The organism is Streptococcus pseudoporcinus LQ 940-04, assembly GCF_000188035.1.
Taxonomy (GTDB): domain Bacteria; phylum Bacillota; class Bacilli; order Lactobacillales; family Streptococcaceae; genus Streptococcus; species Streptococcus pseudoporcinus.
The window spans coordinates 771,776-794,161 of record NZ_AEUY02000005.1; the positions used below are offsets into that span (position 1 = coordinate 771,776).

A 22,386-nucleotide genomic window follows, 5' to 3' on the forward strand; every position below is an offset into this window, starting at 1 on the left:
TATTTAAACTTATGAAAAAAGGTTTAGGATATATAGACAGAATAACCATCTTAACTTAAATGAAGCTTAAAGGTTTAAAACCTATTTGTTTTTCACCTTTTTATCTCTGCTTCTAGGGCTATCTTTTTCTAACTTAGATTCAATGTCTTTAAGGCGTTTGAAGGTCTTTTCAGCACGATTCATAGATCTTTGTCAGCTTTTTCTTGAGCAGCTTTTGGGTCACTTGTCATTAATTTGGTAACTTCTTGATTTGTTGTGTCTTGCTCAGTCATCCAGGTTTTTTCGAGTTTTTTCATCTCGTCAATAACTTGAGTGCCAAATTTTTTAGGATTAGCGGCAACCATATCGTTGATATGTGATACCGTCCAATACCAAGAGTCTTTGTTATATTTAGTGCTGTTTTCATGATAGGCTTTATAAGTTTGACTGATGTTGCCTAGGTAAGGTAAATATGGAGCATTTCTTGGACTTCCGATGGATAGCCACATAACGCCACCTCCCATTTCTGCAGGGATATCATGTTTTAGTTGGAAAATATGTGCTTCCATCACATTTGGGTTTGAAATGGGATAGGCGTAACCTTTTCTTGCTTCTTTTGATTTAGGTTTTCCTTTGCCATCTAGTTCCATTTGATCTAGAGGCTTTAAGTCTAGGCCTTCAAAACGGTTACGTTGTAATTTAATAGCATCTTCCAGGGTGAGTTTTTTAGTAGTACTTTGTAATAATTCGAAATTCTTATCTTTGTAAGTCACTTTAGAATCAGGATTAAGTGCTTTGATACCAGAGTAGACCCGTGAGCGGTTGGCATCATCCATTTTTGGATTATAGGATTGTGCAATGTGGAATTGTCCATCAACTTCTTTATAAGTACCAGCTTCCTTAGCTATCTTTTTAACATCGGCAGAAGCAATAGTATTTTCTTTATCATCAAAATTGACATGTCCTAGATAGAAGGTGTTTGGAAAGACAGCGAATTTATCGTTTGGAAATTTAATGGCTACATATTGATGGCCTGATAAGATTTCCATATACCAAACACCGTCTTTATCAGCAATAGTAACAATATTACCTTCAGCAGCTCCCTTTTCTTTAACGATTTTTGCGATGAGCTGGACCCCTTCTTTAGCTGTTTTTACGCTTGGGAGAATGACCGAAGCCATTGAAGACTCTGCTAAGCCATTTTTAATATAGGGATCTTTTTTTAATATTTTGCTGTTTGCAGAGGCTGAAACAGTAGCAGACATAGAGACACCATGTTCGTTAAAGCCAGCTTCGTCAAAGACTCCTCGTTCTGGAGTAACGTCAGGGACAGCTGTATACTTAAAGGAATGGTCTGGTAATGGGTATTCAAATCCGTTAGCCTTGTCTTTCCACATGTCTCCTTTTTTGTGATCTTTTGCAGCCCTGATAATAAACGTTTTGTTGTGGTTTGGTTCCAAATCCTCTGTTCGACCATAAAGAGTAGAACCGTCTGTTGTTAAATCTTTACCAATGATGAAACCTGTACAAGCATCAGCAGATGAATAACAACCAAGAGCAGCTAAAAAGGTTGCTGCTGTGAGAGTAATCTTTTTTTTGTTCATAGTAAACCTCCAAAAAATGTGTGCGCTTCCAATGGTATTATATGCTAGAAAAGAAATAAATTCAATCATTTGCCGATAATTGAAGGCTTTGTAGCATAATAAAAATGTTGAAGAGGCTAATTTTTAAATACTTTAGATTTTTTAGGAGAATGCTTATAAATTTGATATAATAAAGAGTAGTTCGTAGTGAAAGGGATACCGATATGAAACAGTTTTTTAGGAAAAAATGGATTAAAATAAGCTTTAGCTTCCTTGGTTTTCTATTTTTAGGTTTTATGGCTTTTGGTAGTTTTTATTATTCAAAAGCCAATGTCATCAATCGTTACACGAAAGCAAGGAGCCTTTCAACAGGTTCTGTATTTGAGAATATCAAAGAATACCTGATCTGGTCAGATACCAATGAAAAGATTACTAATGATGAGGCAAATTTTGCTCATTTTACTCGTCTGAAGAAGTCAGAAATAAACCAGGTCAAAAAGGAACTGAGTGAGGCAGACGCCTCCGATTCCATCTATCTTAAGTCAAAAGGGCGTCATTTTGGTATTTTTCCTGCTTATCATATTGCTATGAAACCCATGTCTTTGACAATAAAAACGAATCTTCCTAATGAAGATATTTTACTAAATCAGAAAATGGTTGCTCATTCTGATTCTGATCATTTTTCAACAGAACTAAAACGGCTGCCTGTTGCTGATTATAAAGCTAGTATAAATGGTAACTATAAGGGTAGAAAGGTCGTGATTAGTAAAAAATATGATGGAAAAAATCAGATTATAGATTTATCGGTAACATTTAAGAATTTCACCGTTAGTAGCAATTTAGCCGATGGCGACTTATATTTCGACGATAGTCGGATTGGTAGCCTGAAAGATGGGATTTACGAAGTTAAAGATTATCCTGTGACTCATTCTGCGCAAGCTTATGTAAAAAAGGTTTTTTCTGATGGGGAAGTGACTTCTAAAAAAGTTGAACTGGATGATATTCAAGAAGATTCAAGTGTCAGACTGGATGTTGAGAATTTACTTACGAAAGATAAAGCTGGACAATATTTACTATCAGCTTTTGATCAATTAATGCACTATACAAATACCCGACAAGACTCAACGAAACTGAATGATGTTTTTGAAAACGGCGCTAACAATAGTTTTTATAAGGGAATGAAAGAAAGTATCAAAGCTAAGCTGGAAACAGATAAGCGTAAAGCTTCTAGCTTTGCTATTCCAACCGTCGTTTTAAGTGGTTTAACTCAAGTCGGAAAAGAGTCATATCTAGTTGATTTTATTGCGAATTATGACTACACCTATAACAAGGAAACAGATCCTACGAAGGGGTCCTCAGGTCATATTATTCAAGATATTACTGGTAAACTGACCTTGAAAAAATCAGGGGATAAGTATATTGTTAGTGAAGCTGGTGATAAAAACATTACAGTAACTAGTGAGAATAATCAGATTAAGGGACCTTCGCCTTTACCAGATGGTATGGCTGGTACTTGGAAAGGTACTAAGGATGATGTTACTTATACGGTGATTATTGATGAAGATGGTACTATAACGCGGAAACAGACCTATAAAGATCCTAAGAGAAAAGAAGAGTCATCAAGTGCTAAAATTAGTAAGGCTGAAGAGAAATCTCCTGGCGACTATCGCTTAAGCTTCTCAGCTGGAACTGGTGAAATTGTGATTATCGGAGGAGGTATTGGCGGTATGAACGTCAAATACGAATATGGTTTCCATCTTGATGGTGATCGGTTAACATCAATTATATGGCAAACAGGTTTAGATAAAGACTTTGATTACAGTAAACCAGCTCCTGGTTTAACGCTAACACGCCAATAAAAAGGGCTCCTAAGGGAGTCCTTTTTCAAATGTTTCTGACTTGGCATCAACCCTGATTGTCTCAAGTGTTAGTGGGTGTTTGAAGTAGAGTTGATGAGCATGTAACATGAGGCGTTGTGTAGTAGTTCGTTGACAGTATAAAGGGTCGCCTATAATAGGGTGACCGATATAGGACAGATGAACTCGGATCTGATGCGTTCGACCTGTTTTTAAGGAGCAATCCACTAAGCTCAATTGCTGCCTATATCTTTTTAAGCATTTGACCTGCGTTATGGCTTTTTGACCATGCTTTAAATCAACGACTCGTTTTCTCCGGTCATGGCGGTGGCGCCCGATAGGAAACTGTATGGCTGTGTCCTTGTTTTCAATCACTCCATCAATCAAAGCCCAGTAGTTCCTGCCAATTTCACGATCCTCAAGTAAACGATTCATAATGGGAAGAATGAAAGGGTTCTTAGCAAAGATAATAGCCCCGCTTGTTTCCATATCTAAACGATGAATAATGTAGCAGGTTTGGCCTACAAAAGCAGAGACATGGTTGAGAAGGGCTAATTCATTAGGTTCGTTTCCATGTGTCTTCATTCCCTCAGGTTTATTAACCACAATAAGATGGGAATCTTGATAAAGGCATTCCACTAATTCCGGATTGCCAAAAGGAATCCTTTTTTGAGGGTAATCATCAGAATCAAAACTTAAGCTAATCTCATCACCCTTTGTAACCAAATCTTGCCAGGTAACCAGCTGCTGGTTAATTAAGAGATGTTTCTTAGTTCTTAGGAAGTGACGAATTTTTCGAGGAATCAGTAGTTTAGTTTCTAAGAGTTCTTTTACAGTCATTTGTGAGTAGGGATTGATAAAAGTGACTGTAAAGCCTCCGAGACTATTTGCTTGGATTTTCATTGAGCCAATCGTGGTACTTTTCAATGAGGTTGACAGCCATTTGTGTTGCTAAAGCAGCGGAGAAGGCTTCAGTGCCCTCACGTTCATCGTTTGCAACTTCCAATTTAGTTTCTTCGTAAATAGCTTTTAGGCTATCAGCAGATAAGGTTTCTTTAAAGGCCTCAAATCTTTTCATAAATATCACCAAGTTCTTTCTAAATGTTTAATATAAGTTATAGTCCTATTATAACATGTTTCTTTATTTTGGATGTCTGCAAACGATGTGCAAACCTTTTAAGTTGGGTTAATAGAAACCATTGCCTTTTAGGATAAAAAAGAAGTATTTTAATTTTTTTGATATTGGATTTCCTTAATAAATTGGTATAATAGGTAAAAACTGATTAGTGAAAAAGGATACTCGAATGAAAAGTATTAGACGTTACGATGTAAATGAAGAATCTGCTCACACAGGGCTTGTGGAAGCAGGCGATTTTTATTTTTTGAATTTTTGTACGGGAAATATCGGTCAACCGATTGAAGACCAGATTAATGGTGCTTTCGACGAAATGGAGCGACGTCTTGGCTTGGTTGGGTTAAGTTTAGAAGCAGTTGTTAAAATGGATTGTCTTTTCCGCGATGTTTGGAATCTTCCAATTTTAGAAAAAGTGATCAAAGAGCGTTTTAATGGTAAATACCCAGCTCGTAAATCTATTCAAACAGAGTTTGCCCAAGATGGAGGACCAGAAGGCTTACTCTTCCAAGTTGATGGAATTGCCTATTCAAAACCTGTTCAACCCGCTTCAAACTAGAACTTGATTGCACATAGTGGTATAATGACACTATGACATTTTTAGAATTACTTGAAAAGAAGTTTTTTCCAAGAAAATATGCGGAAAAACAAAAACGAAAAGAATCAGAAGCCTCCAGCATCTCCGATGGCTTGACTGAAGAGTCGGTCGCTGGTCAAGAAGCATCAACAAGGACGTCTTTTCAACGTCGGAGGGGGTTTTCTGAGCACCCACAAAAACAAGAGCCTGCTTGGAAGCAGAAGTTAGAGGCTATTTTGCCTTCTCCTCGGAATCCAATTAGGCGTTTTTGGCGTCGTTACCATATTGGGAAAATTTTCCTAATTGTTATTGGAACGCTTGTTTTAGCAACGGGCTCATACCTTTTTTACCTTTCTAAGACAGCAAAGGTGTCAGATTTACAGAATGCTTTAAAAGCAACGACTGTTATTTATGATAACAAAGCAGAATACGCAGGAAGTCTATCAGGTCAAAAAGGAACTTATGTCGAGTTAGACGCTATCTCTGATAATCTTAAAAATGCTGTTATTGCAACTGAGGACCGTACCTTTTATGAAAATAAAGGTATTAATTTTAACCGTTTCTTATTAGCTGTTGTTACGGCAGGACGTTTTGGTGGCGGGTCAACGATTACGCAACAATTAGCCAAGAATGCCTATCTTTCTCAAGATCAAACCGTTAAACGTAAGGCGCGTGAATTTTTCTTAGCTTTAGAATTAACCAAGAAATACAGCAAAAAAGAAATTTTAACCATGTACCTCAATAATTCTTACTTTGGGAATGGAATTTGGGGTGTCGAAGACGCCAGTCGAAAGTACTTCGGGACAAGCGCAGCCAATTTGACGCTAGATGAGGCGGCCACTTTGGCGGGAATGCTAAAAGGACCAGAGATTTATAATCCCATCTATTCCATTAAGAATGCCACAAATAGGCGAGATACAGTTTTGTCGGTTATGGTTGATGCTGGTAAGATTACAAAGCAGCAGGCTCAAGAAGCTAAGTCTATTGGTGTTGGCAATCGTTTAGCGGATACTTATGTTGGTAAATCAGATGATTATAAGTACCCTTCCTATTTTGATGCTGTTATTAATGAAGCTATTTCTACCTATGGTATTTCAGAAAAGGACTTGGTTAATAATGGCTATAAGATTTATACCGAATTAGATCAGAATTACCAAACAGGAATGCAAACAACTTTTAATACGGCCAGTCTCTTCCCTGTTTCAGATTACGATGGGACAAGTGCTCAGGGTGCTAGCGTTGCGCTAGATCCTAAAACTGGTGGTGTGCGTGGACTTGTAGGGCGAGTTAATGCTGATGGTAAACAAGAGTTTCGCAGTTTCAACTATGCGACACAAGCCAAACGTAGTCCAGCTTCTTCCATTAAACCTTTGATTGTCTATGCTCCAGCCATAGCTTCTGGTTGGTCTATTGATAAACTCTTACCAAATACCGTTCGTGATTTTGGCGACTACAAACCTCATAATTATGGAAATTATGAGTCGGAAGATGTTCCGATGTATCAAGCACTAGCTAATTCTTATAATATCCCAGCTGTTGCAACGGTTAAGGAATTGGGAGTAGATAAGGCTATTGCTTATGGCAAAAAATTTGGCTTAGATATGCCTTCATCTAGTAAAGAATTAGGGATTGCTTTGGGAGGCAGTGTTACGACTAACCCACTTGAAATGGCTCAGGCTTATTCGGCATTTGCTAATAATGGGGTTATGCACAAGGCTCACTTTATCACTAAAATTGAAACTGCAAGTGGAAAAGTTGTCAAGGAGCATTCTGATCAATCTAAACGGGTGATTGGTCAATCTGTAGCCGATAAAATGACCAGCATGATGTTAGGGACATTTTCAAATGGCTCTGCTGTCAATGCTAATGTTTACGGCTATACCTTAGCCGGTAAGACAGGAACGACCGAAACAGATTTTAATCCAGATTTATCAGGCGACCAATGGGTTATTGGTTATACCCCAGACGTTGTCATTAGTCAGTGGATAGGCTTTAATAAGACGGACGAGCATCATTATTTATCGGGCTCCAGTGCAGGGACAGCTTCAGCCATTTTTAGCACGCAGGCTTCTTACATTTTGCCTTATACCAAAGGTAGTCAGTTTAAGGTGGATAATGCCTATGCTGCCAATGGGATTTCGGCGGTTTATGGGATAAATGAAACAAGTACTGAAACAGCTCAAGGCTCTCATGATATTATTGATAACCTTAGAAAATCAGCTGAAGATGCTTCAAAATCAATCTCAGATGCGGTCAATAATTATGGCTTAAAAGAGAAAGCAAAAAGTATTTGGGATGGGATTGTTGACTATTTTAGATAGCTTGCGCAATTAATTAATTCATGTTAGAATATCTCTACGGAGGGCGCTATGGCACAGAAAAAAGTAAGCCTAGCCTGTGTCGAGTGTGGGAGCCGAAATTATTCAATTGGGGTTAGCAGCACGCCTAAAGCGACACGACTAGAAGTAAATAAATTTTGTAAACATTGTAAAAAGTATACGTTACATAAAGAAACACGTTAGGAGATTCTGATGGGATTTATCAGTGGTATTTTCACGTTATTGAAAGAGACAACTTGGCCAAATAGAAAACAACGTTGGAAAGATTTTATTGCAGTGCTTGAATACACTGCATTCTTCACCATCATTATTTTCATTTTTGACCACTTATTGTCTAAAGGTATCTTGTCAATAATTACTTATTTTAACTAAAGCAAGGCTGGCATTGTCCAGTCTTTTAGCTTGCATTCAGGAAAGCATTGACAGGACTAAGGACTTGGATTATAATGAGGGTAACGAAATCATTCCAAAAGCCGTCTTAGGCTTTTTTCTGATGAAAGGAAAATATATGTTAGACTCATTTGATAAAGGTTGGTTTGTGCTCCAAACTTATTCTGGTTATGAAAATAAAGTGAAAGAAAACCTCTTGCAACGTGCTCAAACCTACAATATGTTAGACAATATTTTACGTGTTGAGATTCCTACACAGACAGTAAATATTGAAAAAAATGGTCAAACCAAAGAAGTTGAAGAAAATCGCTTCCCTGGATACGTTTTAGTGGAAATGGTTATGACGGATGAAGCTTGGTTTGTTGTTCGTAATACTCCAAATGTTACAGGCTTTGTTGGTTCTCACGGGAATCGTTCAAAACCGACCCCGTTACTTGAAGAAGAAATTCGCTCCATTCTTCTTTCAATGGGACAAACGATTGATGTCTTCGACACTAATATCAAAGAGGGTGATGTTGTTCAAATTATTGATGGGGCCTTCATGGGGCAAGAGGGTCGTGTTGTTGAGATTGAGAATAACAAGGTTAAACTAACACTTAATATGTTTGGTTCAGAAACTATTGCTGAAGTTGAACTATATCAGATTGCAGAGTTGCAATAATGATATATGATAAAAATGAGAATAATGAAGCGCTAGGTTTAATATCTAGCGCTTTTTTCATGTTTCATTGACATTGTTTTGTAATCTAATTAAAAAATAAACACAATAAACCAATCTTGATTTAATCAAAATAAAAATATATAATAATATTATTCTTTATTTTGAAAAAGATTATAAAACATGAGTTTTAAATGAGAAAAGGAGTCGAGATGAAAGAAAATAAGTGCATGAAATATTACCTCAGGAAATCTGCCTATGGTTTAGCAGCGGTTTCTGTAGCTGTCTTAGCAGGGGGAAGTGTTGTATCAGCGAATGAAGTAAGTAGTGAGCCAGAAGCTGTGATGGTAGAAGCAAAAGAAGAAACTGACGAAGAGAAGAAAGATAAGGTAGAAGAGCCAGCTTCTACTGAAGTTTCTGATAAGGATAACAAAGAAGACAAGGAAAAGAAAAAAGCTGACAAAGAAGAGGCATTAAAGGCTGCTAAAGAAGATGCATTAGCAAAGTTAGATGCTTTAGGTGCTAATACTCTCATAAAAAAAATAGTGAAATCAGCTAAAACTATTGAAGGCTTGAATGACTTTTTAGAGCAAACTTTACCAGATTTAGAAAAAGCTCACAAAGATAAATTAGAAGAAGAGCTTAAACGTGAAGTGGCTGAAGAGCATCCTGAAATTCTAGAAAATGAGGGTGAAGAAAATGTTGAGAGTGAAACCCCTCAACCAGAAAAACCAGAATCATCAGAAACAGAAGTAGAAACAACTGATTCCGTTATAGAAAACCCAGCAGAAACGAGTGACTCACAGACAGAAGAAATGGTTGAATCACTTACAAAAGAGACGCCTGAAACAATTGATCACGAAAAAGCTAAACAAGATGAGGTAGCTAAGGAAATAGCTGGTCCACAAGAGTCAAATAGGATTGCGGAAACTGCTTCATCACAAGCAATGCCAAGAGCAGCTAAAGTTTCTCATTACTCTGCAACCTTACCTGTAACTGGGGAAGACCACAGCTCAGTCTTGACAGCTATTGCGATGTCTGTTATAGCGACTTCAGGTATGGTAGCCTACGGCATAAAACGTAAAAAACAGTAATACTTTAGAATATTGAAGCCTCTGAGATAAAATTTAATCTCAGTCATAAAAAGCGGATAAAACTCGTTTTCTGGTAGTCAGAATTCTGTTTTGTTCGCTTTTTGTCTTTCATTTGTTAATTGAAAAAATGATAGTAAAGAATCTCAAAAAGTAATATCTTTTCGTCCCAAGCTTTTTGGGCTACTGCTTGTTAGAATATTTATAAGTAAAAAAGAACTATTGCCGCGATTCCCCATTTATTAACCATTCATTTCGTGCTATAATAGGAAGAACTAGACTTTTGATATGGGAGATTCCGTATGACATTTTATAATCACAAAGAAATAGAGCCTAAATGGCAGGCCTATTGGGCTAAAAACCATACTTTTAAAACCGGTATGGATACTTCAAAACCTAAATTCTATGCTTTAGACATGTTTCCTTACCCATCAGGTGCTGGTTTACACGTTGGCCACCCAGAGGGCTATACAGCTACTGATATTTTGAGCCGTTTTAAACGCGCTCAAGGCTATAATGTTCTTCATCCAATGGGCTGGGATGCCTTTGGATTACCAGCTGAGCAATATGCCATGGACACTGGAAACGACCCTGCTGCATTCACAGCAGAAAATATTGCTAACTTCAAGCGTCAAATCAATGCTCTAGGATTCTCCTACGATTGGGATCGAGAAATTAATACCACAGATCCAAACTATTACAAATGGACCCAATGGATCTTCACAAAACTCTATGAAAAAGGTTTGGCTTATGAAGCCGAAGTGCCAGTTAATTGGGTTGAGGAATTGGGAACTGCAATTGCCAACGAAGAGGTCCTTCCTGATGGGACTTCAGAACGTGGTGGCTACCCAGTTGTCCGTAAACCAATGCGTCAGTGGATGCTTAAGATTACTGCCTATGCAGAACGTCTTCTTGAAGATCTTGAAGAAGTCGATTGGCCAGAGTCTATCAAAGATATGCAACGTAACTGGATCGGCAAATCAGTAGGGGCTAATGTCACTTTTACAGTTAAGGATTCTGGAGAAAGTTTCACTGTTTTCACCACTCGCCCTGATACCTTGTTTGGTGCGACCTATGCTGTCTTGGCACCCGAGCATGCGCTTGTTGATACAATCACAACAGCAGAACAGGCTGAAGCGGTGGCAGAATACAAACGACAAGCTAGTCTAAAATCAGATTTGGCGCGTACAGACCTAGCGAAAGAAAAAACAGGTGTTTGGACTGGTAGCTACGCCATCAATCCAGTAAATGGACAAGCAATGCCGATTTGGATTGCTGACTATGTTTTAGCAAGCTACGGAACAGGAGCTATTATGGCTGTTCCTGCTCATGATGAACGTGATTGGGAATTTGCTAAGCAATTTAACCTTGAAATTATCCCTGTTCTAGAAGGTGGCAACGTTGAAGAAGCAGCCTTCACCGAAGATGGGCTCCATATCAATTCTGATTTCCTAAACGGTCTCAACAAAGAAGATGCCATCGCTAAGATGGTTGCTTGGTTGGAAGAGCAGCAAGTTGGTAATGAGAAAGTAACTTATCGTCTACGTGATTGGCTCTTCTCTCGTCAACGCTATTGGGGGGAACCAATTCCGATTATCCATTGGGAAGATGGGACGTCAACGGCTGTCCCAGAAGATCAGCTACCATTAATTCTTCCTGTAACCAGTGATATTCGCCCTTCGGGAACTGGTGAGTCGCCCTTGGCCAATCTTACGGACTGGTTAGAAGTGGTTCGCGAGGATGGCGTTAAAGGCCGTCGCGAGACTAATACGATGCCACAATGGGCTGGCTCTAGTTGGTACTATTTGCGGTATATTGATCCTCATAATGACCAAGCTTTAGCAGATCCAGAATTATTAAAACAATGGTTGCCAGTGGATATTTATGTTGGTGGTGCTGAGCATGCTGTCCTTCATTTACTTTATGCACGGTTCTGGCATAAGGTCCTCTACGATTTAGGAGTAGTACCAACTAAGGAACCTTTCCAAAAACTCTTTAACCAAGGGATGATTTTGGGTACAAGCTATCGAGATCACCGTGGAGCACTTGTAGCAACAGATAAGGTTGAAAAACGTGACAATTCCTTCTTCCATGTGGAAACTGGTGAAGAACTAGAGCAAGCACCAGCTAAAATGTCTAAATCTCTTAAGAATGTTATCAATCCTGATGATGTGGTGGAAGAATATGGTGCGGATACTCTGCGCGTTTATGAAATGTTCATGGGACCTCTTGATGCTTCCATTGCTTGGTCTGAGGAAGGCCTTGAAGGTAGCCGTAAGTTCTTGGACCGTGTCTACCGCCTCATTACCACAAAAGCTTTGGTTGCGGAAAATAGCGGAGCTTTGGACAAGGTTTACCATGAAACTGTTAAGACAGTCACCGAACAGATTGAAGCTATGAAATTTAATACAGCCATCGCTCAGTTGATGATTTTTATTAATGCAGCTAATAAAGAAGAAAGTCTCTTTGAGGATTATGCCAAAGGCTTTATCCAATTAATTGCCCCATTTGCGCCTCATTTGGGGGAAGAATTATGGCAGGTAGTGACTGGGTCAGAAGCCTCATTGAGCCATGTGGCTTGGCCGACTTGGGATGAGAGTAAGCTGGTTGAGAATGAAGTTGAGATTGTTGTGCAAATTAAAGGCAAAGTTAAAGCGAAACTTTTAGTAGCCAAGGATTTAACAAAAGATCAATTGGAAACGATCGCTTTGGCTAATGAAAAAATTCAAGCTGAAATTGCAGGTAAAGAAGTGATGAAGGTCATAGTGGTGCCTAATAAATTGGTTAATATTGTCGTGAAATAAGCCAAGTTAATTCTTTTATGAATGATAGAATAAACAAAGTATCTCCTTGTTTTTAGGGAGATACTTTTTTGATGTTGAAGACTCTAGTCCATTTTTGAACACACGGCTGTGTGATACTTGGTCTTTTTTAAAACGCTTTCACTTTTTATAATAAAGAAGTAAAAAAACTTAATAACTTTGAAAAGAGGTAGTCGTCATGGAATTATTCCTAGCTCCCCTAAATTGGTTCTCGCAAAATATTTTGCAGAACCCAGCTTTTTTTGTAGGTCTTTTGGTACTGGTTGGGTACATGTTACTCAATAAACCCCCACACGAAGTATTTGCCGGTTTTATTAAAGCGACAGTCGGCTATTTAATTCTAAATGTTGGTGCGGGTGGTCTTGTTACTACATTTAGACCGATTTTAGTGGCTTTAGCTAAGAAATTTGAATTGAAAGCGGCAGTTATTGACCCTTATTTTGGTTTGGCAGCCGCAAATGCCAAATTAGAAGGTATGGGGTTCATTAGCGTTGCTACCACTGCCTTGCTGATTGGGTTTGGGGTTAACATCCTGCTGGTGGCTCTTCGCAAAGTGACTAAGGTTCGTACGCTCTTTATTACGGGTCACATTATGGTCCAACAAGCAGCAACCATTTCTGTTTTTGTCCTTCTTTTGATTCCGCAATTCCAAAATGCTTTTGGAGCATGGGCTGTAGGTATTATTTGTGGACTTTATTGGGCGGTAAGTTCTAATATGACGGTTGAAGCTACTCAGCGTTTGACTGGTGGTGGAGGCTTTGCTATCGGGCACCAACAACAATTTGCAATCTGGTTCGTGGATAAAGTAGCTCCGTTCTTTGGTAAAAAGGAAGAAAATCTTGATAATTTGAAGTTGCCGACTTTCTTAAGTATCTTCCACGATACGGTTGTTGCTTCTGCTACTTTGATGTTAGTCTTCTTCGGAGGTATTCTAGCTGTACTTGGCCCAGACATCATGTCTAATGTTAAGTTAATTGGACCGGGAGCTTTTGTACCTGCTAAGCAAGCTTTCTTCATGTATATCCTACAGACATCACTTACTTTCTCAGTTTACCTCTTCATCTTGATGCAAGGGGTTCGGATGTTTGTCTCTGAATTAACCAATGCCTTCCAAGGTATTTCTAACAAACTTCTACCAGGTTCATTCCCTGCTGTGGACGTTGCAGCTTCTTATGGTTTTGGTTCATCAAATGCAGTTCTTTCAGGCTTTGCATTTGGTCTCATTGGACAATTGATAACAATTACTCTATTAGTTGTCTTTAAAAATCCAATTCTAATTATCACAGGATTTGTTCCAGTCTTCTTTGATAACGCTGCTATTGCCGTTTTCGCCGATAAACGCGGTGGCTGGAAAGCAGCAGTTGCCTTATCCTTTATTTCCGGTGTGATTCAGGTTGCTTTAGGTGCCGTTGCAGTTGGCCTCCTTGATTTAGCTGGTGGTTACCACGGAAATATTGACTTCGAGTTCCCTTGGTTAGCTTTTGGATACCTCTTCAAATATTTGGGTATTCTTGGTTATATCGTCGTATGTCTCTTCTTCTTAGCTATTCCGCAATTACAATTTGCTAAAGCTAAAGATAAAGAAGCTTATTACCGCGGTGAAGCACAATCAAAATAAAAGGTGCTTGACTCTTGTTTGATTTGCCCTAGTATGGCTGAATGCAAAAAAGGTTGTTTCTAACAGACAAGGCTTGTTGGCTAGTCTATTCAGCAATAGTCAGCAAAGCTTATGGGACGACACATTTTAAAAACTAAAATCCAATCGTAAGAAATAATGACTAAATAGCTCTGCGATAGATTAAAATGAAAGAAAAGGAAAAAGTTATGGTTAAAATTTTAACAGCATGTGGAAATGGTATGGGATCATCTATGGTTATCAAAATGAAGGTTGAGAATGCTTTACGTCAACTTGGTGTAACAGATATTCAATCTGCATCTTGTTCGGTCGGCGAGGCAAAAAGCTTGGCGGCGGGCTATGATATTGTGGTTGCTTCTAATCACTTAATTCATGAATTAGATGGGCGAACTAAAGGCTATCTTGTTGGTCTTGATAATTTAATGGATGACCAAGAAATCAAAGAGAAGCTTAGTCAAGTATTGTAAGATTTTGATAAATCATTGGTTGAAAAGAAGCTTTTTGACTGACAGTAAAGAAAGGATATGACATGAATTTAAAACAAGCTTTTATCGACAACGATTCTATTCGACTAGGCCTGTCAGCAGAAAGCTGGCAAGAGGCTGTCAAACTTTCAGTTGATCCTTTAATTGAGAGTGGTGCCGTTTTAGAGGAATATTATCAGGCAATTATTGATTCAACAGAAGAATATGGACCTTATTATATTTTGATGCCAGGAATGGCCATGCCACACGCTAGGCCTGAAGCAGGTGTCCAAAGAGATGCTTTCTCATTAATTACCTTAACGAATCCGGTTGTTTTTCCGGACGGTAAAGAGGTTCAGGTTCTGTTAGCTTTAGCAGCGACTAGCTCTGACATTCATACAACAGTAGCAATCCCTCAAATTATTGCCCTCTTTGATATGGAGAATTCTATTGATCGTCTTCTAGCATGTCAATCTTCTGAAGATGTTTTGGCTTTAGTGGAAGAATCAAAAAATAGTCCTTATCTTGAAGGTTTAGATTTGGAATCTTAAGGCTAACAGTTATGCCAACAATATTGAACATTTAGAAAGAGGAATAGATAGTGTCAAAACATATCCCAAATTTACAAGTTGCTCTAGATCATTCTGATTTGCAAGGAGCTATTAAAGCCGCTGTTTCAGTTGGCCATGAAGTTGATGTTATTGAAGCAGGGACAGTTTGTTTGCTTCAAGTAGGTAGTGAGTTAGTGGAAGTTCTACGGAGTCTTTTCCCTGAGAAAACAATCGTTGCTGATACCAAATGTGCTGATGCAGGTGGTACGGTCGCTAAAAACAATGCTCTTCGTGGAGCAGACTGGATGACTTGTATTTGTTGTGCTACTATTCCAACGATGGAGGCGGCTCTTAAGGCCATTAAAGAAATTCGTGGTGATAAAGGTGAGATACAAATTGAATTATATGGAGATTGGACCTTTGAACAAGCCCAATTATGGTTGGACGCAGGGATTTCCCAAGCTATCTATCACCAGTCACGCGATGCTCTTTTAGCTGGCGAAACTTGGGGTGAGAAAGACCTCAACAAGGTGAAAAAATTGATTGAAATGGGCTTCCGAGTATCAGTAACTGGGGGACTTGATGTCAGTACCTTGAAACTCTTTGAAGGGGTTGATGTCTTTACATTTATCGCAGGTCGTGGTATAACTGAGTCAGAAGATCCTGCTGCAGCGGCGCGTGCATTCAAAGACGAAATCAAACGTATTTGGGGGTAACCATATGGCGCGTCCTATTGGTATTTATGAAAAAGCTACGCCAAAACACTTTTCTTGGCGGGAGCGTTTACAATTTGCGAAAGATTTAGGCTTTGACTTTGTGGAAATGTCTGTGGACGAATCAGATGCTCGCCTTGCTCGCCTAGAGTGGAGTAAAGAAGAGCGTCTGGAAATCGTTAAGGCTGTTTATGAAACGGGGATTCGGATTCCCACAATTTGTTTCTCTGGACACAGACGTTATCCTCTGGGCTCAAATGATCCTACTATTGAAGCGAAATCACTTAATTTAATGAAACAATGTATTGAATTGGCTCAGGACTTGGGTGTTCGAACCATTCAATTAGCTGGTTATGACGTTTATTACGAGGAAAAATCACCCAAAACCCGTGCTCGTTTTATCAAAAATTTAAGAAAAGCTTGTGACTGGGCTGAAGAAGCACAAGTCATGTTATCCATTGAAATTATGGATGATCCCTTTATCAATTCTATTGAAAAATATTTGGCAGTTGAAAAGGAGATAGATTCGCCTTACCTCTTTGTTTATCCAGATACTGGAAATGTTTCTGCTTGGCATAATGATTTGTGGAGTGAATTTTATAATGGCCATAAATCTATTGCTGCACTCCACCTAAAAGACACCTATGCTGTTACGGAAACCTGCAAAGGGCAGTTTCGTGACGTTCCCTTTGGTCAAGGGTGTGTTGATTGGGAAGAAATGTTTGCTGTGATTAAGAAGACTAACTACAAGGGACCTTTCTTGATTGAAATGTGGTCAGAAAATTGTGAGACGGTTGAGGAAACAGTCGCTGCTATCAAAGAAGCCCAAGCCTTCCTTTACCCACTCATTGAAAAAGCAGGATTGAGGTAAGAGGATGAAAAAGTTACAAGAAATGCGAGAACGTGTATGTGCAGCCAACAAGTCTCTACCAGAACATGGACTTGTCAAATTTACTTGGGGTAATGTCTCAGAAGTTTGTCGTGACTTAGGTTGTATTGTCATTAAACCCTCTGGTGTTGATTATGACCTATTGACACCAGAAAATATGGTTGTTACTGACCTTGAGGGGAATGTCATTGAGGGCGATTTAAATCCATCATCAGACCTACCCACACATGTCCAACTTTATAAAGCATGGCCAGAAGTTGGAGGTATTGTTCATACCCATTCAACAGAAGCTGTTGGCTGGGCTCAAGCCGGTCGTGATATTCCTTTTTATGGGACAACTCATGCGGACTACTTTTATGGTCCAATCCCTTGCGCTCGCTCTTTAACAAAAGAAGAGGTAGATGGTGCATATGAAAAAGAAACGGGTACTGTAATTCTAGAAGAATTTAGTCAACGTGACCTCGACCCGATGGCTGTGCCAGGGATTGTAGTACGCAACCATGGTCCATTTACTTGGGGCAAAACACCTGAGCAAGCAGTCTATCACTCAGTTGTTTTAGAAGAAGTTGCAAAAATGAATCGTTTCACAGAACAGATTAATCCACGTGTGGAAGCAGCACCAAAATACATCATGGATAAACATTATTTGCGTAAACACGGCCCCAATGCTTACTATGGTCAAAAAGGTGATGAGCATTGAGGGTGTCATAAACCTAAAGAAGGATTAAGCTAATACCATAATATACTTTGCTAATTATTCTGAGGTAAGTCGTAGGGGCTTACCTTTTTTAATCGTTGCATTGAGAGATAAGTTTGTTAGCTTAAGCACAACTTTGGTTCACCTGTACTACTTGATAATTGCTTCAATCATGATATAATATGCGTAATAAACGATAGGATGATTGGGAGTTAGACATGTTTGAAAAGGTAACTATTAATGATATTGCTAAGCTAGTTGGAGTGTCAAAAGCTACCGTTTCTTATTACCTTAATGGGAACTATAAAAAGATGTCTCTAACTACGAAAGAAAAGATTAAGCAGGCGATTGACGTTACAGGCTACCAACCAAGCAAAATCGCTCAGAGCTTAGTCACTCGTGATACACAGACTATTGGAGTAGTCATTGCCGACATTACCAATCCCTTTATCTCATCTGTCATGAAAGGGATTCACGATACTTGTCAGCATTATGGTTATACGGTTAACTTTACCAACTCAGATAATAACCTTCAGATTGAACTAGAGAACTTGCACCATTTAAAGCAACAAGATGTATCCGGTATTATTCTTGATTCCGTTGACCCTAATAATCCCTTTGTTAGTGCTTTTGATCCTCAAACTCTTGTCATGGTTGATAGGCAAGCTCATCAGTTGCAATTTGATACAATTGTTTCTGACAATGAAGCCTCTACCAAGACATTTTTACAAGAAATGATTAACGCAGGTTATCAAGACATTTATTTTGTCAGCTTTCCTATTGAGGGGATTTCAACACGAGAATTGCGTTATAAAGGCTTTAAAGAAATGGTCACAGCTAGTCAAGATTATTTAATTATTTTAGGTGAGGATGGCAGTGATGAGCATATTTTGAATATTATAAAGAACTCATCTTCCAAGCCAGCCTTCCTAATGATGAATGGTCCTACTCTCCTAAGTTTTATGAAAATTGTCAATCAGTCATCCTATCATTATCCCAAAGATTTTGGTTTGGGAACTTATGAAGATTTGGAATGGATGCAATTGCTGACACCATCTGTGTCTTGCATCAAACAAGATTCTTACGGTATTGGTTGTTTGGCTGCGGAACATTTGATCACAAAACTGAGAGGGGATAGGGCCTCAGTTGCTAGTCCAGAATTGCTAGAAGTGGTTAATGAAATTATTATCCGTCACTCTTTTTAGAAATTACAGTGAGTCAAGCTTTCCTTGACTCATTAAATTTTAAAAACAATTTCTTGTAAACGCTTGCTTTATTATCTAACTAGCGTTATAATAATGGTGTCTTTGGTTAACCGTTTAACATAAAGGGAGTCTACCTTTTATGTAGCCGTTGCAGTTCAGGTCTTCGCCTCTATTTTTTTACAGATTTGGTTAACCGTTTAACTCATTGATTAGAGCTTGATAAGGAGGTTTCATGCAGGTTCAAAAGTTATTAACAGACACTTTGCCAGCTGCTTATGCTGTTTGCCGACTTCAGGCAGGAGAAGCTGATTTTCTTCTCGTTGCTTCGGAAGTTGAGGCCGCTTGTTTTGCTTATGATTTAAATCATGACCTTGATAAGCAAGTGGTTTGGCAGGGTATCGGTGGGACGATGTCTATTGTACAGGTTCCAGGAACAATGAATTTTTTGGCAACACAGAAGTTTTATCCAGGTTTTGATGCTAAAGAATGTCAAATTGTCTATGGTTTTTTCAATGGAAGTTCTTGGGATATCCAAAAGATTGCTGACTTTCCTTATCTTCATAGATTTGATTTAGTTGAAAATCAGAGAGGTGAACTGTTATTTATTGGTGCTACTATTGCTAATTCAAAAGCCTTTGTGGAGGATTGGTCCGATAAGGGACGACTTTTTGTTGGCAAATTTGATAGCAAATCACTAACTCTGGAGAATCTTAAAGACTTGCCTCTGTGTCTATTAAAGAATCATGGTTACTACAGGGCAGAGTCAGAAGGTTATTCGTTAATTACGGCTGTAGAAGGGGTTGTTAAATTGACGTATCCAGATTTTTCAGATACTGGAGATTGGCGTTTAGACATTTTATATGGTCAGGAAACCAGTGATATTGTTCAAGGAGATATTGACAATGATGGCAATATTGAGAATATAGTGATTCAAGGTTTCCATGGCGATCGTTTGAGGGTCTTCTCGGAGGATTTCGACCAAGAATTATACCATTACCCAGAGGCAACTCCATTTGGTCATGCAATTTGGAGTGGCACTTTGTCGGGTATTGCTTCCTTTATTTTTGGTTGGCGGTCAGAAAAAGCTGAGCTTCGTGTTTTTAACTATCTGGATGGTCACTTTCAGTCGCATGTGGTGGAGGCTGGTGTTGCATCAAGTAATTGCTTAGCTTTTGATAAGGATGGGAAGTCTTATCTGTTTTCTGCTAATAATGGTAGCCATCAGGTGGCTCTTTATGAATTATATTTTTAAGGTCATACCCATATATAATAGATACTAAGGAGGATTTTATGACAAAAAAGAAGGTACTTGTTACAGGGGTTGTCCCTCAAGAAGGTCTGACAAAGCTTATGGATCAATTTGAAGTAACATACTCAAAAGATACACCGTTTTCAAGAGAGTATGTGCTTGAACATCTGAAAGATTATGATGCTTGGTTATTAATGGGACAACAGGCTGACAAAGAGATGATTGATGCAGCAAAAAATTTGCAGATTATTTCTTTAAATGCTGTTGGCTTTGACCATGTAGATATTGCTTATGCAAAAGAAAAGGGAATTACAGTGTCTAATTCCCCTCAAGCGGTACGCATACCAACTGCTGAAATGACCATTACTTTAATGATGGCAGCGACCAAGCGGTTAGCTTTTTACGATAAAGTTGTGAGAGAAGGTAAGTGGATTGACCCAAGTGAACGTCGTTATCAAGGGATGACCCTTCATGGTGCTACTTTGGGTATTTATGGTATGGGCCGCATCGGAACAACAGTGGCACAATTTGCCAAAGCTCTAGGTATGAACCTTGTTTATAATGATGTCTATCGTTTGCCGCTAGAACGTGAAAAAGAGTTGGGAGTCACTTATCTAGAGTTTGATCAGCTTGTTCGTGAAGCTGATGTGATTACCATTCATGCACCGTCATTACCATCAACTCGACATAAGTTTGATAAAAACGTTTTCATGAAAATGAAGAATCGTAGCTATTTAATTAATGCTGCTCGTGGGCCGATTGTTGCTGAGGAAGACTTGATTTGGGCACTGAAAGAAGGTCAAATTGCGGGCGCAGGTCTTGATGTCTTTGAATTTGAACCAGAGGTATCTGAAGAATTACGTCAGCTTGACAACGTTATCATGAGTCCGCATGCCGGAACAGGAACGATTGAAGGCCGCATTACTTTAGCTGAAGAAGCTGCTGCTAATATCCTATCTTTCTTTGATGGAAAAGCTGTCAATGTTGTCAATGCCTAAACTCAAACAGGCCCTATGGACTTGGAAACGGGGAACCATTTCTAAGTCAAAATGTAAGCGCTTAATAAAAATAAAAAGGTGACTCTATGCTAGTAGCTCTACACAAATTTTTCGAAGTCTTTGGTGCAGCGACTGTTGTACCTGCAATGATTTTTATCGTTAGTCTTTTTCTAAAAGTTAATCCTAAACGTGCCTTCTTCTGTGCTTTGCGCGCAGGTGTAGGTTTAACCGGTTTTGGTTGGATTATTTCAGCTTTTGCTCCAATGGTAACCAAATATATCCAGCAAATGGTTGAAACAACTGGACTTAATCTTCCTATTGTTGATATTGGTTGGCAGGCTGGATCATTGACTGCCTTCTCTTCAGAGATTGGTTTATCCTTTTTTGTCTTTGGTCTCTTGATTGAGCTTGTTTTATTCTTGACAGGGATTACCCGTGTGTTTGTACCTTCAAATTTATGGAATAATTTTGGCTACATGATCTGGGGAACAATGGCCTATGTAGCAACTGGAAATTTTGTTCTTTCTTTTGCTTTCATGGTCTTTGTTTTGCTCTATTCACTAGTGATGTCAGAAGTTTTAGCAGACCGTTGGTCAGAGTATTATGGGGTTAAAAATGCTACGATTAATTCCATTCATAATATTGAAACTCTTGTTCCTGCTTTAATACTAGATCCCTTATGGAATTTGCTAGGTCTTAATAAGGTTAAATTAAATCCAGAATCATTAAAAACAAAACTTGGTATTTTTGGTGAGCCAATGACCCTAGGCTTTATTTTAGGCTTAATTATTAGCATTTTGGGAAGTGTTAAAAAACTTGCCTCTATAGAGACTTGGGGAGGAATTCTGTCCTTTGCCGTTGCTTTAGCCGCGGTTATGACTATTTTCCCATTGATTACGGGTGTTTTTGCTCAAGCCTTTGCTCCACTTGCTGAAGCTGTTGAACGGAACAAGAAAAAAGAAAATGAAGAAAGTTCCACTCTTTCTGATAAGAAACGTTGGTTTATTGCCGTTGATGATGGGGTGGGATTTGGTGAGCCGGCAACAATCATTGCTGGTTTGGTATTGGTGCCGATTATGGTTGTTATTTCTCTCATGTTACCAGGCAATAAGGCTCTCCCAGTGGTCGACCTCATTGCTATTCCCTTTATGATAGAGGCGATGATTGCAGTTACTAGAGGGAATATTTTAAAGGCTATTTTAAATGGGATTATTTGGTTTAGCTTAGGACTGTATGCTGCTAGTGCTCTTGGTCCAATTTATACTGACGCCGTTAAACAATTTGGAACGGCTCTTCCTGCGGGAGTGACGTTGATTATGAGTTTTAATCTGCTTGCTCACCCCCTAACGGCAGTAGTTCTCTTTGCTTGGATTTCTGGCAATCCAATTTATATAGGTTTGACAATTGTCCTTTATTTAGCCTTCCTGATACTCCTAAGGACACGAAGAGAAGCTATCTATCGTTATTTAAAAGTAATGTCAGATAAAAACAGTGGATTTGAAGGTTCTAGCGAAAAAATCTTTATCGCAGAAGACTAGTTGTAATGGAGGAAATAAA

The 22,386-nt window shown here is 38.8% G+C and carries 20 protein-coding genes and 1 pseudogene; 18 read left to right on the forward strand and 3 right to left on the reverse strand.

All coding sequences use genetic code 11. The features are described from left to right. Nucleotides 1-81: 81 nt before the first annotated feature. A pseudogene (locus tag STRPS_RS05120) lies at nucleotides 82-1,583 on the reverse strand (C69 family dipeptidase). A gap of 203 nt (nucleotides 1,584-1,786) precedes the next feature. Here STRPS_RS05120 and STRPS_RS05125 point away from each other — a divergent pair. After that, nucleotides 1,787-3,421 (forward strand): zinc ribbon domain-containing protein, encoded by a 1,635-nt coding sequence (locus STRPS_RS05125; protein WP_007893874.1) that lies wholly within the window; start codon nucleotides 1,787-1,789, stop codon nucleotides 3,419-3,421. A 9-nt stretch (nucleotides 3,422-3,430) separates the two neighbouring features. Here the strand turns inward: STRPS_RS05125 and STRPS_RS05130 are convergent, their stop codons facing one another. Beyond that, nucleotides 3,431-4,321: an RluA family pseudouridine synthase gene (locus STRPS_RS05130; protein WP_007893876.1), complete on the reverse strand. Its 891-nt coding sequence runs from the start codon at nucleotides 4,319-4,321 to the stop codon at nucleotides 3,431-3,433. Further along, nucleotides 4,302-4,496, reverse strand: coding sequence for a hypothetical protein (locus STRPS_RS05135; protein WP_007893910.1), 195 nt, complete (start codon nucleotides 4,494-4,496; stop codon nucleotides 4,302-4,304). Before STRPS_RS05135 ends, STRPS_RS05130 begins: the two co-directional genes overlap by 20 nt. A 226-nt stretch (nucleotides 4,497-4,722) precedes the next feature. Here STRPS_RS05135 and STRPS_RS05140 point away from each other — a divergent pair, with 226 nt between their 5' ends. The 17 genes from STRPS_RS05140 to STRPS_RS05215 all read left to right on the forward strand — a co-directional run bounded on the left by STRPS_RS05140 (nucleotide 4,723) and on the right by STRPS_RS05215 (nucleotide 22,367). Next, nucleotides 4,723-5,109 carry a RidA family protein gene (locus tag STRPS_RS05140; RefSeq protein WP_007893782.1) on the forward strand — a complete coding sequence of 129 codons (387 nt, stop codon included), beginning with the start codon at nucleotides 4,723-4,725 and terminating at the stop codon, nucleotides 5,107-5,109. A gap of 32 nt (nucleotides 5,110-5,141) precedes the next feature. Further along, entirely contained in the window at nucleotides 5,142-7,448 is a 2,307-nt protein-coding gene (gene pbp2a / locus STRPS_RS05145; RefSeq protein WP_007893901.1) for a penicillin-binding protein PBP2A, read from the forward strand. A gap of 48 nt (nucleotides 7,449-7,496) precedes the next feature. Further along, nucleotides 7,497-7,649, forward strand: a complete 153-nt coding sequence (gene rpmG, locus STRPS_RS10390; protein WP_081448480.1) for a 50S ribosomal protein L33 — start codon at nucleotides 7,497-7,499, stop codon at nucleotides 7,647-7,649. A 9-nt stretch (nucleotides 7,650-7,658) separates the two neighbouring features. Further along, the gene (gene secE, locus STRPS_RS05150; RefSeq protein ID WP_007893729.1) at nucleotides 7,659-7,838 is read left to right on the forward strand and encodes a preprotein translocase subunit SecE; all 180 of its coding nucleotides are present in this window, start codon (nucleotides 7,659-7,661) and stop codon (nucleotides 7,836-7,838) included. A 136-nt stretch (nucleotides 7,839-7,974) separates the two neighbouring features. Further along, nucleotides 7,975-8,517, forward strand: a complete 543-nt coding sequence (gene nusG / locus STRPS_RS05155) for a transcription termination/antitermination protein NusG (RefSeq protein ID WP_037598996.1) — start codon at nucleotides 7,975-7,977, stop codon at nucleotides 8,515-8,517. A 209-nt stretch (nucleotides 8,518-8,726) separates the two neighbouring features. Beyond that, nucleotides 8,727-9,608 carry a YSIRK-type signal peptide-containing protein gene (locus STRPS_RS05160; RefSeq protein ID WP_007893780.1) on the forward strand — a complete coding sequence of 294 codons (882 nt, stop codon included), beginning with the start codon at nucleotides 8,727-8,729 and terminating at the stop codon, nucleotides 9,606-9,608. Between the two features lie 299 nt (nucleotides 9,609-9,907). Further along, complete coding sequence (gene leuS, locus STRPS_RS05165) at nucleotides 9,908-12,409, forward strand: leucine--tRNA ligase (protein WP_007893756.1); 2,502 nt, start codon at nucleotides 9,908-9,910, stop codon at nucleotides 12,407-12,409. Nucleotides 12,410-12,605: 196 nt separating this feature from the next. Continuing rightward, nucleotides 12,606-14,045 carry a PTS sugar transporter subunit IIC gene (locus STRPS_RS05170; RefSeq protein WP_007893719.1) on the forward strand — a complete coding sequence of 480 codons (1,440 nt, stop codon included), beginning with the start codon at nucleotides 12,606-12,608 and terminating at the stop codon, nucleotides 14,043-14,045. 206 nt (nucleotides 14,046-14,251) lie between these two features. Then, on the forward strand, nucleotides 14,252-14,530 hold the full coding sequence (locus STRPS_RS05175) for a PTS sugar transporter subunit IIB (RefSeq protein ID WP_007893858.1): 279 nt from the start codon (nucleotides 14,252-14,254) through the stop codon (nucleotides 14,528-14,530). 62 nt (nucleotides 14,531-14,592) lie between these two features. Then, complete coding sequence (locus tag STRPS_RS05180) at nucleotides 14,593-15,078, forward strand: PTS sugar transporter subunit IIA (protein WP_007893742.1); 486 nt, start codon at nucleotides 14,593-14,595, stop codon at nucleotides 15,076-15,078. 50 nt (nucleotides 15,079-15,128) lie between these two features. Then, nucleotides 15,129-15,794 (forward strand): 3-keto-L-gulonate-6-phosphate decarboxylase UlaD, encoded by a 666-nt coding sequence (locus tag STRPS_RS05185; RefSeq protein WP_007893788.1) that lies wholly within the window; start codon nucleotides 15,129-15,131, stop codon nucleotides 15,792-15,794. A gap of 4 nt (nucleotides 15,795-15,798) precedes the next feature. Further along, a complete protein-coding gene (locus STRPS_RS05190) occupies nucleotides 15,799-16,662 on the forward strand; it encodes an L-ribulose-5-phosphate 3-epimerase (protein WP_007893828.1) in 864 nt (287 codons plus the stop codon). Between the two features lie 4 nt (nucleotides 16,663-16,666). Continuing rightward, entirely contained in the window at nucleotides 16,667-17,380 is a 714-nt protein-coding gene (locus tag STRPS_RS05195) for an L-ribulose-5-phosphate 4-epimerase (protein WP_007893892.1), read from the forward strand. Between the two features lie 215 nt (nucleotides 17,381-17,595). Beyond that, nucleotides 17,596-18,582: a LacI family DNA-binding transcriptional regulator gene (locus STRPS_RS05200; protein ID WP_007893841.1), complete on the forward strand. Its 987-nt coding sequence runs from the start codon at nucleotides 17,596-17,598 to the stop codon at nucleotides 18,580-18,582. Nucleotides 18,583-18,814: 232 nt separating this feature from the next. Then, complete coding sequence (locus STRPS_RS05205; protein WP_007893833.1) at nucleotides 18,815-19,834, forward strand: hypothetical protein; 1,020 nt, start codon at nucleotides 18,815-18,817, stop codon at nucleotides 19,832-19,834. A 38-nt stretch (nucleotides 19,835-19,872) separates the two neighbouring features. After that, on the forward strand, nucleotides 19,873-20,829 hold the full coding sequence (locus STRPS_RS05210; RefSeq protein WP_007893820.1) for an NAD(P)-dependent oxidoreductase: 957 nt from the start codon (nucleotides 19,873-19,875) through the stop codon (nucleotides 20,827-20,829). A gap of 86 nt (nucleotides 20,830-20,915) precedes the next feature. After that, a complete protein-coding gene (locus STRPS_RS05215; protein ID WP_007893786.1) occupies nucleotides 20,916-22,367 on the forward strand; it encodes a PTS galactitol transporter subunit IIC in 1,452 nt (483 codons plus the stop codon). The last annotated feature ends 19 nt before the right edge of the window (nucleotides 22,368-22,386 follow it).